Below are 12,019 nucleotides of genomic sequence, written 5' to 3'. Positions count from 1 at the left end.
GGCGCCGTTATCTCGTCGGGGGGTGTGGTGGGTAACTGTTGTTCCCGCTGGGGGGGGGGGGCTTGCGGCTGGGTGGTGTGGGGCGGGGCGGGGGGGGGTGGGGGGGGGGGGCGGGCCCCCCCCCCCACTCCGTTTTCGTTGCCGGCCGCGGCCCGCGGCCGGACCCGCCCGAGCTCCGCGCCTATCGTTTGACGATCAGATCGAGGACGGCGGCGATGCGTTCCTTGACCGCCGCACGGTGGCGGAGCGCTTCCGGTGCCGACTCGGTGCCCGGCGCTCGCACGCCCCGGTCCGCGAGGACATAGAGCAGGCGCAGCGTGCGCAGGCAGTTGGTGAGGTGGGCGGGAACCGGGGTACTGAGGCGGTCGGCTCCGAAGCAGGCCCCGATCGGGTCCAGCCATGTGGTCGCGTCGCGCTCGCTCAGGTCGGGCCGGGTGAGAACACGGGCGACCGCCCTCGCCAGCCGGTCGTCCTCCAGCTGGTCGAGTACGTGGTCGGTGGGCGTCGTCAGCCGCGTGGCGGCGAGGTGCAGCATCCGCACCGGATCCACCTCGGGGTGGCGCCCGAACCGGTCCAGCAGGTCCGCGCCGTGCGCGACGGCATGAAGCCAGCCGAGCTTCTCGTCGTAGCCGCGCAGATCCGTCTCCGCCGGGTACCACCGCTCGAACGCGTCCACCCAGCCGGCCCTGAAGTCCCCCTTCTCCACGAGCATGTCGAGCACGAGGGGGGCGAACGTGCGGGCCTGGATCTCCCGGTCCTGGAGGCGGGCGGCCATCTCGTCGCCCAGCGCCAGCCGCCGGGGGGCGTCGATCACCCCGCGGGCTATCCAGGTCGCGAGGACGGAGTAGGGCGCTCCGTCCCGGACCGCCGGATCGGGATCCCCCAGGGCGGCGGAGAGTTCTCGCACCAGTTCTTCCAGGGGGCGGTCGGCGGGTACGGCACAGTCGTCGGATTCGATCATGGTCCAGTCGGTCACGGCAGGCAGGATAGGCCGGCACTGCCGTACCGCGCCGCGAATTACGCGGGCCCCGGACCTCCGTACGGCGGGCGGCCCCCGCCCGGGTGGCACCGGGCTCCCGGATGGCACCGGGCTCCCGGATGGCTGGGGGTGGCTGGGAGGCTGCTGGGGGTTCGGCCAACGAATGACCGGGCGACGGCCAAGCCGAGGGCTCGGGCCGGGCGACCCGTGCCGGAATGCCCGGATTCGGCCGGTCAGCCTTCTCCCAGGCGGCGTCCAGGGTGCCGCAAGAGCACGCCGCGAAGCTGTGCGGCATGAAGGTGCTCCCGCGACGGCGTGGTGCCGTCCTCGTCAATTCCGCGCTCGGCGTGGCCCTGCTGGGCGGCGCCGCCCTGGTGTACACCACCCTGGACAGCGGTACCGGCGTGGCGGCCGGCAAGGCCCAGGTCCGGACGGCAACCGTGGCCAAGGGCACGGTCCTGGCCACCGTGTCCGGAACCGGCACCCTGGCCTCGCCCACCGACGCGGCCCAGGACTTCACCACCGGCGGGCGGCTCACCACCGTCAAGGTGGCGGTGGGGGACACCGTGACCAAGGGGCAGGTGCTCGCCACCGTCGACACCACGGCGGCCCAGCAGCAGGTGGACGCGGCACAGGCGGCGCTCACCACGGCCAACGCCAACCTCACCAAGGCGCAGGCCGGCGTCACCACCACGACCACCCAGCAGATCCCCGGCACCGCCAACTCGTCCGGCTCGGGCGGTTCCGGTGGCACCGGAGGATCCGGCGGCACGGGCGGCTCCGGCGGCGGTGGGGAACGCGGGGCGGGCGGGAGCAGTACGCCCGCCCCGCAGACCACCACGATCACCACCACCAGGGTCGACGACGCCGCCGTGGCCCAGGCCCAGCAGCAGGTCGCCACCGCGCAGACCAACCTCGCCAACGCCCAGGCGGCGCTGGCCGGGACGACGCTCACCGCCTCGGTGGACGGCACGGTCGCCTCCGTCTCCGGCAAGGTCGGCGACACCGTCGGCGGCGGTGCCCCGGGCGGCACCTCCGGCGGTACCGGCAGCGGCTCCACGACGGCGAAGTCCGGCAGCACAAGCACGGGTTCGGGCACCCCGAGCGGATTCATCGTGCTGACCAACCCGACCGGGATGCAGGTCACCGCCAACTTCTCCGAGCTGGACTCGCTCAAACTGAAGAAGGGCGAGGCGGCCACCGTCACCCTGAACGCGCAGTCCGACACCAAGCTCAACGCAACGGTGCTGTCGGTCAGTTCGCTGCCCAGCGGTAGTGGCGGCACCGGCGGTTCGACGGCCGTCCAGTACGCGGCGACGCTGCAGATCGGCGGGGACACCAGCAAGCTGCGCACCGGTCTCAGTGCGACCGTCTCGGTGATCACCGGTGAGGCGGACAGCGCGCTCTCGCTGCCGACCGCCGCGCTGGCCGGTACCGGCACCAGCCGGACGGCCACCGTCGTCCACCCGGACGGCTCCACCGAGCGGGTCAGTGTCGAGGTGGGCGTCGAGGGCGACACCACGGTGCAGGTGGTCTCCGGGCTCAAGGAGGGCGACAAGGTCGAACTCGCCTCCACCAGCGGGGGCAACGGCTTCCCGAACGGCTCCTTCCCGGGCCTGAACGGCGGCCAGGGCGGCCGCGGCGGGGCGGGCGGGACCGGCGGTGCGGCGGGCGTGGCCGGGGTCGGCGGCGCGGGCGGCAGTGGCGGCGGCGCGGGCCGGGGCGGTAGTCGCTGATGGAGCGTCAGGCATCCTCCGCGCCGCCCCCCGTGATCCAGATCCGCCGGGTCACCAAGGCGTACGGCCACGGCGACGCCACCGTGCACGCGCTGCGCGGCCCGGCCGACCCGGTCACCGGTGAGCCGCTGGGCGTCAGCCTCTCCATCGACCAGGGCGACTTCGTCGCGGTGATGGGCAGTTCGGGCTCGGGCAAGTCCACCCTGATGAACATCCTCGGCTGCCTGGACGTCCCCACCGCCGGCCGCTATCTGCTGGACGGCATCGACGTCGGCCACCTGGACGAGGGGCAGCTCTCGCTGGTCCGCAACCGCAAGATCGGCTTCATCTTCCAGTCCTTCAACCTGGTGCCCCGCACCACCGCCCTCGCCCAGGTCGAACTGCCGCTCGCCTACGCGGGCGTACGGGCCGCGGAGCGTCGTCGCCGGGCGCTGGCCGCGCTCTCCCTGGTCGGCCTGGCCGAGCGGTCCGGCCACCGGCCCAACGAGCTCTCCGGCGGCCAGCAGCAGCGGGTCGCGGTGGCCCGCGCCCTGGTCACCGCGCCCGCGATGCTGCTCGCGGACGAGCCCACCGGCAACCTGGACAGCCGCTCCACCGAGGAGGTGCTGGGCATCATCGACGGCCTCAACGCCACCGGCCGTACGGTGGTGCTGATCACCCACGAGGACGAGGTCGCGCGCCACGCCAAGCGGGTGCTCCGGCTGGTGGACGGCGCGATCGTCAGCGACGTCCGGCAGGCCCCGGTGGCCGGGCCGCCGCCCGCGCTGCGCGGCGCCGCCGGCCGCCAGGGGGTGCTCGCGTGATCCTCTGGCAGATGATCCGCTTCGCGGTCGGCGGTCTGGCCGCCAACAAGGTGCGTTCCGCCCTGACCATGCTCGGCGTGCTGATCGGCGTCGCCTCGGTGATCCTGCTGCTCGCGGTCGGCAACGGCTCGTCGGTGGCGGTGAAGGAGTCGATCACCTCGCTCGGCACCAACTCCCTGACGGTCAGCTCCGGTTCGTCCTTCGGTGGCTCGCGCGGCGCGACCGCCGCGAAGAAGCTCACGGTCGCCGACGCCCAGGCGCTGGCGAGCGGCGCGGACGCCGCCGCGATCAAGTCCGTCGCGCCGGTGGTGACCACCAGCGGTACCGCGCTGTACGGGGACATCTCGTACAGCCCCGGCTCGATCGTCGGCACCTACCCCGCGTACTTCGAGACCGCCAACCAGAAGATCGGGCACGGCGACTACTTCTCGAACGACGACGTGCTCAACTCGCGCAAGGTCGCGGTGCTCGGCGCCACCACCGCCAAGCAGCTGTTCGACACCGCGGACCCGGTGGGCAGGCAGATCACCGTGGGCGGCACACCGCTCACCGTGGTCGGCGTGCTCCAGGCCAAGGGCGGCACCGGCTTCACCGACCCGGACGACGTGGTGATCGCGCCGCTGCCGACCGTGCAGAACGCGTTCACCGGCTTCGGCTCGGTCAACCAGATCCTGGTGCAGGCCACCTCGGCGGAGACCACCGCCGAGGCCCAGGCGGAGATCACCCGGGTGCTGCTCGGCACCCACGCGATCGCCGACCCCGCCAAGGCGGACTTCCGGATCAGCAACCAGGCCTCGCTGCTCACCGCCCGGGAGAGCACCACCAGGACCTTCACCGTGCTGCTCGGCGCGGTCGCGGCGATCTCGCTGCTGGTCGGCGGGATCGGCATCACCAACATCATGCTGGTCACCGTCACCGAGCGGACCAGGGAGATCGGCATCCGCAAGGCGCTCGGCGCTCCGCGCGGGGTGATCCTGGGGCAGTTCCTGACCGAGTCGACCCTGCTGTCGGTGCTCGGCGCGGGGCTCGGGGTGGCGGTCGGCATCGTGGGCTCGCGTTTCAGCATCGTCGGCATCAAGCCGGTGGTGATCCCCGAGTCGGTCCTCGGCGCCTTCGGCATCGCCGTCGCCATCGGGCTGTTCTTCGGCAGCTATCCCGCCAACCGGGCCGCCTCCCTGCGCCCCATCGACGCCCTCCGGCACGAGTAGGACGAGTAGGACGTGACACCCATGAGCAACGAGATCACCCCGGTCAATTCCGCTACCCCGGCCACCCCGGCCGAGCAGGTCGTCCTGCTCTCCACCCCGCCGGACGCCCGTGACATCACCGCCGAGCTGGCCGCGCCCCCGCGCCGCCGGCTGCCCTGGGTGACGCTGGCGCTGGCGGGCGGGGTGATCGCCACGGCCGCGTTCGCGGGCGGCGTCTGGTACCAGCAGAACCACGGTTCGTCCGGCGGGAAGACGGTCGCGGCGGGCGGGCAGCAGCCCCGGGCGGCGGCGTCCGGGGGCTACGGGCAGAACGGTTCGCGCCGCGGCGGCCAGAACGGCCAGGGCCAGGCCGGGCAGAACGGCCAGGGCCAGGGCGGTCAGGGCGGCGGTCAGGGCGGCTTCACCCGCGGCACGGTCAAGGCGGTGGACGGCTCCACCGTCTACCTCACCGACGCCAACGGCAACACCGTCAAGGTGACCACCGGCGACACCACCAAGGTGCAGCTCAACAAGGAGGGCAAGGTCGCCGACCTGCAGCCCGGCCAGAGCGTGACGGTGGTCGGCACCCCGGACGCCGACGGCGGCTACCACGCCACCCAGCTCGTCGAGGGCGCGGCCGGCGCCGGGGCGGGCGGCTTCGGTGGCTCCGGCGGCTTCGGCGGTGGCAACGGTGGCAGCCGCACTGCTCCCTCCTCGCCCGCCACCAACGGGTAGGGAGGAGGGGTCCGAAGGCTGACCCCGCAGCCTGCGGACGTCCGCGCGGTCCGGTCGAAATTCCTCCGGCGACCGGACCGCGCCTTCGCACGTCAGGGCCCGTGCGCACACCATCCAGCCGCACCCGGCGGGCTTGGCGGCCCAAATCCGCCCGATAAGGTGTTAATCCAACATTCATCGATGGCGCATAGCCTCCCCGGGCTAGCCTCAAGCTGAACGCCATCGTCCGACCGGGAGGCGGAACCCCCGTGCAAGGCACTGTGTCCACACCAGGCAGCTCGGCGGTGGCCGGCGGCCCTGGCGAGGCGTTCCTCCTCGTCGTCGACGACGAACCCAACATCCGCGAGCTGCTCTCCGCCTCCCTGCGCTTCTCCGGCTTCCGGGTCGCCTCCGCCGCCAGCGGCACCGAGGCGCTCGCCCTGATCGCCGCCGAACGCCCCGACCTCGTCGTCCTCGACGTGATGCTCCCCGACCTCGACGGCTTCACGGTGGTCGAGCGGCTGCGCGAGCAGACCAGCCGGGGCCAGCTCGCGGGCCCCGGCCACGGCCACCCCGGCGACCACCTGCCGGTGCTCTTCCTCACCGCCAAGGACGGCGTCGGCGACAAGGTCCAGGGTCTCGCCGTCGGCGCGGACGACTACGTCACCAAGCCGTTCAGCCTGGAGGAGCTGATCGCCCGGATCCGGGCGATCCTGCGCCGGGCCGGCGGCCCCGCCGAGGACGGCCGGCTGATCGTCGCCGACCTCACCCTCGACCCGGTCGCCCACGAGGTCACCCGCGGCGGCTCCCCGGTCTCGCTCTCGCCGACCGAGTTCAAGCTGCTGCACTACCTGATGGCCAACGTCGGCCGGGTGGTCTCCAAGGCGCAGATCCTCGACCACGTCTGGGCCTACGACTTCGGCGGCGACCTCTCCATCGTCGAGTCGTACATCTCCTACCTGCGCCGCAAGCTCGACTCCGGCCCGGCGCACGGCCCCAAGCTGATCCACACCGTGCGCGGCATCGGCTACGCGCTGCGCCGGCCCCCGCAGAACTGACCGCCGCCCGTGCTCACCCGGCTCTCGCTGCGCGCCCGGCTGCTCGTGCTCGCGCTCGCCCTGGTCACCACCGGGCTCGCGGTCAGCGACACCGTCGTGCTCGGCACCGTCCGGGTGCAGCTGGTGGAACGGCTGGACGAGCAGCTGCAGCGCTTCGGTGAACCGCTCTCGCACCGCTCGCCCAGCCGGCTCACCTGGCCCGACGCCAAGCAGTCGGCGGTCGGCGGCAAGCGGACCACCCAGTACCTGGCCGCGCTGCCCAGCCAGTACCTCGTCCAGTACCTCTCGGTGGACGGCAAGGTGCAGCAGGTCGTCCGCCAGCCCGTCTCCGACACCGACCCGGCGCCGCAGCTGGGAGGCCTCGACCCCGCCGACACCGACCCGGACTCCCCCTTCGACCTGCCCGACCAGCGCGGCCACCGCACCTGGCGGGCCGTGGTCCTGCCGCTCCAGCGCCAGCCGGCCCCCGCCAGCGTCTTCGCCGCACCCGCGCCCACCCCCGCGTATCTGATGGTCGCCGTGTCCCGGGAGGACATCGACGCCACCGTCGCCAAGCTGCGTACGTCCTTCCTGGCGATCGGCGGCGCGGTGCTGATGCTGATCGCCGGGCTCGGCTTCTTCGCCGTCCGGGCCGGGCTGCGGCCGCTGGAGCGGATCGAGGAGGGCGCCGAGCGGATCGCCTCCGGCGGGCTCTCGCACCGGATGCCGGAGCTCTCCCCGGGCACCGAGGTCGGCCGGCTCTCCATCGCGCTCAACGGCATGCTCACCCAGATCGAGGCCGCGTTCGCCGCCCGCGCCGAATCCGAGGCCCGGATGCGGCGGTTCGTCGCCGACGCCTCGCACGAACTGCGCACCCCGCTGGCCGGCATCCGCGGCTTCGCCGAGCTGTACCGGATGGGCGCGCTGCCGACCGAGGCCGACGTCAAGCGGACGATGAGCCGGATCGAGAACGAGGCCGTCCGGATGGGCACCCTGGTCGAGGACCTGCTGGTGCTCGCCAGGCTGGACGAGGAGCGCCCGCTCGACCTCGCCCCGATGGACCTGCGCACCCTCGCGGCGGACGCCCTGCACGATCTCACCGCCCTGGACCCGACCCGCCCGGTGGCGCTCACCGGCCTGGCCGGTGTCGGCGCGCCGGGCCCCGCGCCCGTCCTCGGCGACGAGGCCAGGCTCCGGCAGGTGGTCACCAACCTGGTCGGCAACGCCGTGAAGCACACCCCGCCCGGTACCCCGGTGCGGATCGGCGTGGGCACCGACGCGGGCCTCTGTCTGCTGGAGGTCGCCGACTCCGGCCCGGGCCTCACCGAGGAGCAGGCCGTCCGGGTCTTCCACCGCTTCTACCGGGTCGACGCCTCCCGCAGCCGCCAGGACGGCGGCGGCGCCGGCCTCGGCCTGGCCATCGCCACCGCGCTCACCCACGCCCACGGCGGCACCCTCACCCTGCACACCACCCCCGGTGCCGGCGCCACTTTCCGGGTGGAACTGCCGCACCAGCGGTGACCTTTCGCCGTCCACGGCCTGCCGTCTCGTCAATTCGGCGGCCCCGGACGGCCGATGAGGTCAGTGACCGGCGTCCGGGCCGTACTCCCGGGCCCGAAGACCGGCCTGGAAGCGGGAGGTGGCGCCGAGCGCCGTCATCAGCTCGGCCACCCGGCGGCGGTAGGTGCGCAGCGAGACGCCGAGCAGCCGGGCGCCGGTCTCGTCGGTGTGACCGGCGGCCAGGGTGCGCAGGATCTGCCGGGCCTGCCCGGTGAGGTGCGGCGGGCAGGCGCAGTCGGCGAGGTCGGTGGCGGTCTCCCAGCTGGCGCGGAACAGCGAGCGCACCCCGTCGACCACCTCCGGCGAGTGCACCACGGTGTACGCCCGCACGCCGCGCACCGGGGCGCCGGCCAGGATGGCGGTGCGCCGGTCGATGATGATCGCTTCGCGGGACAGCGGTCCGTCGCTGATCCGGACCTCGATGCCGGAGGCGGCGATCCGCCGCAGGCGCCGCAGCGACTCCGGGTCGGCCAGCGCGCGCCGGGTGTAGAGCTTGCGCATGGTGAGGCCGGGGACGACGTGCGGCCGCTTGCCCTCGGCGAAGGCGGCGTTGACCCCGGCCGACCACGTCACCAGGTCGGTGGCCGCGACCAGGAACTCCTCGCGCGAGTCGACGAAGAGGTGGCCGGCCCGCTGGACGAGTTCCCGCTCGCCGTGCAGGGTGATGATCCGGTCGGTGTTCATGGCAGCAACCTGCCAGATCGGACGGGGGAGTGGCGAGGGCGGCGGAGGGTGATGGGTATGACGACCACACCCCACGCCTCCACCGCCGGCTCCCTTCGACTCGGCGGCGACCTGCCGGTGTCCCGGATGGGCTTCGGCGCGATGAAGCTCCCCGCCCGGGACTGGGACGGCCCGGCCTGCGACCCGGAGCAGAGCCGTGCCGTCCTGCGCCGCGCGGTCGAACTCGGCGTCGACCACATCGACACGGCCTGGTTCTACTTCCACCGGGACGTCTCGGCGAACGCCCTGATCCGCGCCGCCCTGCACCCGTACCGGGACGAGCTGGTGATCGCCACCAAGGTCGGCCCGGGCCGTGAGCCGGACGGCGGCTGGATGGACCCGGCCGGTCCGGCGGAGCTGCGCGCGGCCGTCCACCGCAATCTGCGCGAGCTCGGGGTGGACCGGCTCGACCTGGTCTATCTGCGCCGGATGCCCAGCCAGACCGCGTCGATCGCGGATCGCTTCGCCGTGCTGGCCGAGCTGCGCGAGGAGGGGCTGATCCGCCATCTCGGCCTCAGCAACGTCCGCGCGGACCACCTCGCCGAGGCGCTGGAGATCGCTCCGGTGGTGGCCGTGCAGAACCGTTTCAGCGTGCTGGAGCACAGCGCGGAGGACGCGGCCCTGCTGGCCGCCTGCGCGGAACGGGGCATCGCCTTCGTGCCCTTCTTCCCGCTCGGCGGCTCCGGGGTGCCCGCCGATCCGGGGCTCCGGCGGGTCGCCGAGCGCCACGGGGCCACGCCCGCCCAGGTCATGCTGGCCTGGCTGCTCGCCGTCTCCCCGGCGATCCTGGCCATCCCCGGCACCTCCTCGCCCGCCCACCTGGAGGAGAACGTCGCGGCGGCGTCGCTGCGGTTCGGGGCGGACGACCTGGCGGAGCTGGGGGCGCTCGCCCGGCGGTGACCCGGAACGGGTGTTCGTCTGTAAATACCTTTAATCCCATGGGAGTTTCCTGCCGGGACCGAAGGGAAGACCGCCCGCGACGAGGAAGATCCGCAGCACCCCGGGGGTACCGAGATGGCCAGGCCCGACGCGTCCTTCCGGCGCGACCTCAGCGAGTGGCGGATCATCCTCGTCGCGTGGCGGCTGCTGGTCCTGCAGGCGTCCCACCCCGTGGTCGGCGCCGGCATGGCCGAGCACTCCACCTACCGCGCCCACCCCTGGCGGCGGATCGAGCACACCATGGGCAGCGGCCAACGGCTCTTCTACGCCGACGCGGAGAGCCTGCGCCGCGAGATCGAGCGCCTCGACCGCGCCCACCGGCGGATCCGCGGTACCGCCCCGGACGGCCGCCGGTACGACGCCGAGGACCAGGACACCCGGGCCTGGGTGCTTCTCACCCTCTTCGAAGCCGTCGTCACCATGCGCGAGTTGAGCGGCGACCCGTACCCGGCGGGCGAACTCCAGCGGGCGTACGAGGAGTTCGGGGAGGTCGTCAAGGCCTTCGGCCTCCCGGCCGACGCGCTGCCGGCCACCGCCGCCGAACTGCCCGGATACGTCGACCGGATGGTGCGCGAGCAACTGGAGTTCGGCGAGTCGGTGCGCTACCTGCTGTACGACATCCTGCGCGAGGCGCCCCGTCCGCGCCGGCTGCGGTTCCTCGGGGCGGCCGGCTGGAAGGTGCTGCGGGCGGTGGTGGCCGCGGTGCTCACCAGCCTGACCGTCGCCGACCTGCCGCCCGCCTACCGCGAGCGCTTCGGTCTGGTCCGCACCCGCCGCGCGGCCGCCCTCTCCTGGCTGCTGCACCGGGGCGGCCGTGCGCTGATGACCCGGCTGCCCGACCGCCGCCGGTACCGTACCCAGGGGCCGCGGATCCCCGCCCAGCGCGGTCGTCCGCCCCGGCGGGACGCCCGCCGGCCCCGGCTGGACCAGTTCTTCCGCGAAGTCCTCGACCAGACCGGCGACGGCTTCGTCACCGCCCGCGACCTCCAGGCCATGGCGCACAACGTCTGCTGGCAGCTGGAGCTCACCGAGGCGGCGGAGGCCGCGGTGTACGCCGCCTTCGACGCCTGGTGGGAGCAGCTCCGCGCGGCCATGGACGCCAACGGCGACGGCCGGGTCAGCAAGGACGAGTTCGTCGCCGCCACCCTCGCCGGCTGCGACCGCGATCCCGGCTACCTCGAAGGCGGGCTGCTCCCCGCGCTGCGTGCCGTCTTCACCGCCGCCGACACCGACGGCAGCGGCTACCTGGACGCCGACGAGTACCGTGCCGTGTTCGGCGGCCACCGCGTCCACCCGGCCGAACTCTCGCACGGATTCCGCCAGTTGGACGTGGACGGGGACGGCCGCATCACCGAGGAGGAGTTCCTCCGCGGCTTCACCGAGTTCTTCACCGCCCGCGCCGCCTCCACCCCCGGCAGTCAGCTCCTCGGCCGGGCCTGAGGCGTCTCCTGGTCCTGAGCCGTCTCCCGGGCCTGAGGCGTCTCCCGGGCCCGCAGGGCGGCGACGGTGTCCGCGACCAGGGTGCGGGCCCCGGCGACGGTGGCGGTCAGCTCCTCGGGGCCGGCGCCCGGAGCCGCGAGCAGCTGGTGGGCACGGGGCCCGAAGCCGGGCGGGGCGCCGGGGAGGGCCGTGGCGACGGCCAGCGCGCCCTTCTCGTTCAGGCACCAGCGGCGGGCGTCGGCGTGCAGCGCCTGGACCAGGATGCCGACGGCCCGGGAGAGGCAGAGCGAGACGTACAGCGTGTCGGCCCGGGCGGCCCCCTTGGCGGCCGAGACGACCAGGAACTCCGCCTCCCAGACGGCCGCCGTCAGCGCCGCCCGCAGTGGCTCCGGGTACTCCGCCATGGTGGCCCTGGCTCTGGCCAACTCGCCGGTCGGATCGGCCAGTACCCGTCCGAGTGCCAGCTCGCCCGGGTAGCAGGGCGACCAGAAGCCGAGCGGGTGCCCCGCCTGTACGCCCACCTCGTAGCGGCCCTCGCGGCAGTCCGACCAGACCCGCTCGACCCGGTCCAGATCGCGCAGGATCCAGTCCACCGCCACGCCGTCCACCTCCAGCCAGGCGCCGCCGTTGACCCACGGCCCCCAGCCGCCCGGCCCGGCCACCTCGACGCCCGGGCCGGCCAGGGCCCGCAGAGCGCCGAGGTCGGGTTCGCCGCGGTAGTAGACGCCGAGGTCCCAGTCCGACTCCGGCCGGTGCTCCCCACGGGCCCGGCTGCCACCCAGCAGGACGCCGACCACACCCGGTACCCCGGCCAGCCGCCCGGCCATCGACTCGATGATCGTCCGCATGGGGTGGAAGTCTGGCACGGACCGGAAACCGCTCGCCGGACGTACGGGTCAGG

At 73.8% G+C, this 12,019-nt stretch carries 11 protein-coding genes; 8 read left to right on the top strand and 3 right to left on the bottom strand.

Annotated features, from left to right (window positions below):
• Window positions 1-181: 181 nt before the first annotated feature.
• Window positions 182-976, bottom strand: a complete 795-nt coding sequence (locus ACIO5D_RS22715; protein WP_363605173.1) for a DUF2785 domain-containing protein — start codon at window positions 974-976, stop codon at window positions 182-184.
• Between the two features lie 296 nt (window positions 977-1,272).
• On the opposite strand from ACIO5D_RS22715, the gene ACIO5D_RS22710 reads away from it, so the two are divergent.
• The 6 genes from ACIO5D_RS22710 (at window position 1,273) to ACIO5D_RS22685 (ending at window position 7,977) form a co-directional block, all read left to right on the top strand.
• On the top strand, window positions 1,273-2,715 hold the full coding sequence (locus ACIO5D_RS22710; RefSeq protein ID WP_400797294.1) for an efflux RND transporter periplasmic adaptor subunit: 1,443 nt from the start codon (window positions 1,273-1,275) through the stop codon (window positions 2,713-2,715).
• A complete protein-coding gene (locus ACIO5D_RS22705) occupies window positions 2,715-3,518 on the top strand; it encodes an ABC transporter ATP-binding protein (RefSeq protein WP_363605175.1) in 804 nt (267 codons plus the stop codon). Before ACIO5D_RS22710 ends, ACIO5D_RS22705 begins: the two co-directional genes overlap by 1 nt.
• The gene (locus ACIO5D_RS22700; RefSeq protein ID WP_363605177.1) at window positions 3,515-4,726 is read left to right on the top strand and encodes an ABC transporter permease; all 1,212 of its coding nucleotides are present in this window, start codon (window positions 3,515-3,517) and stop codon (window positions 4,724-4,726) included. Before ACIO5D_RS22705 ends, ACIO5D_RS22700 begins: the two co-directional genes overlap by 4 nt.
• A gap of 21 nt (window positions 4,727-4,747) precedes the next feature.
• Window positions 4,748-5,440, top strand: a complete 693-nt coding sequence (locus ACIO5D_RS22695) for a hypothetical protein (RefSeq protein WP_400797291.1) — start codon at window positions 4,748-4,750, stop codon at window positions 5,438-5,440.
• Window positions 5,441-5,700: 260 nt separating this feature from the next.
• On the top strand, window positions 5,701-6,477 hold the full coding sequence (locus ACIO5D_RS22690; RefSeq protein ID WP_400654285.1) for a response regulator transcription factor: 777 nt from the start codon (window positions 5,701-5,703) through the stop codon (window positions 6,475-6,477).
• Between the two features lie 9 nt (window positions 6,478-6,486).
• Window positions 6,487-7,977, top strand: coding sequence for a HAMP domain-containing sensor histidine kinase (locus ACIO5D_RS22685; protein WP_363605179.1), 1,491 nt, complete (start codon window positions 6,487-6,489; stop codon window positions 7,975-7,977).
• 60 nt (window positions 7,978-8,037) lie between these two features.
• On the opposite strand, the gene ACIO5D_RS22680 is transcribed toward ACIO5D_RS22685, so the two are convergent.
• Complete coding sequence (locus ACIO5D_RS22680) at window positions 8,038-8,700, bottom strand: DNA-binding response regulator (RefSeq protein WP_400654174.1); 663 nt, start codon at window positions 8,698-8,700, stop codon at window positions 8,038-8,040.
• A 57-nt stretch (window positions 8,701-8,757) separates the two neighbouring features.
• Here ACIO5D_RS22680 and ACIO5D_RS22675 point away from each other — a divergent pair, with 57 nt between their 5' ends.
• Window positions 8,758-9,639, top strand: coding sequence for an oxidoreductase (locus tag ACIO5D_RS22675; RefSeq protein ID WP_363605181.1), 882 nt, complete (start codon window positions 8,758-8,760; stop codon window positions 9,637-9,639).
• A 114-nt stretch (window positions 9,640-9,753) separates the two neighbouring features.
• On the top strand, window positions 9,754-11,118 hold the full coding sequence (locus tag ACIO5D_RS22670; protein ID WP_400758057.1) for an oxygenase MpaB family protein: 1,365 nt from the start codon (window positions 9,754-9,756) through the stop codon (window positions 11,116-11,118).
• Here the strand turns inward: ACIO5D_RS22670 and ACIO5D_RS22665 are convergent.
• Window positions 11,097-11,966: a nucleotidyltransferase domain-containing protein gene (locus ACIO5D_RS22665; RefSeq protein ID WP_400797288.1), complete on the bottom strand. Its 870-nt coding sequence runs from the start codon at window positions 11,964-11,966 to the stop codon at window positions 11,097-11,099. The genes ACIO5D_RS22670 and ACIO5D_RS22665 overlap by 22 nt on opposite strands.
• Between the last annotated feature and the right edge of the window lie 53 nt (window positions 11,967-12,019).

The sequence above is a fragment of the Kitasatospora sp. NPDC087315 genome, assembly GCF_044744345.1.
Taxonomy (GTDB): Bacteria; Actinomycetota; Actinomycetes; order Streptomycetales; family Streptomycetaceae; genus Kitasatospora.
The sequence above is the reverse complement of the archived record's forward strand: the minus strand, read 5'-3'. Positions and strand labels throughout refer to the sequence as shown.

Excerpts from the sequence above, each read along its gene's own strand:
- ACIO5D_RS22670 (WP_400758057.1), top strand. The coding sequence starts at position 9,754 with ATGGCCAGGCCCGACGCGTCCTTCCGGCGCGACCTCAGCGAGTGGCGG.
- ACIO5D_RS22710 (WP_400797294.1), top strand. The coding sequence starts at position 1,273 with ATGAAGGTGCTCCCGCGACGGCGTGGTGCCGTCCTCGTCAATTCCGCG.
- ACIO5D_RS22675 (WP_363605181.1), top strand. The coding sequence starts at position 8,758 with ATGACGACCACACCCCACGCCTCCACCGCCGGCTCCCTTCGACTCGGC.
- ACIO5D_RS22680 (WP_400654174.1), bottom strand. The coding sequence starts at position 8,700 with ATGAACACCGACCGGATCATCACCCTGCACGGCGAGCGGGAACTCGTC.
- ACIO5D_RS22665 (WP_400797288.1), bottom strand. The coding sequence starts at position 11,966 with ATGCGGACGATCATCGAGTCGATGGCCGGGCGGCTGGCCGGGGTACCG.
- ACIO5D_RS22705 (WP_363605175.1), top strand. The coding sequence starts at position 2,715 with ATGGAGCGTCAGGCATCCTCCGCGCCGCCCCCCGTGATCCAGATCCGC.
- ACIO5D_RS22695 (WP_400797291.1), top strand. The coding sequence starts at position 4,748 with ATGAGCAACGAGATCACCCCGGTCAATTCCGCTACCCCGGCCACCCCG.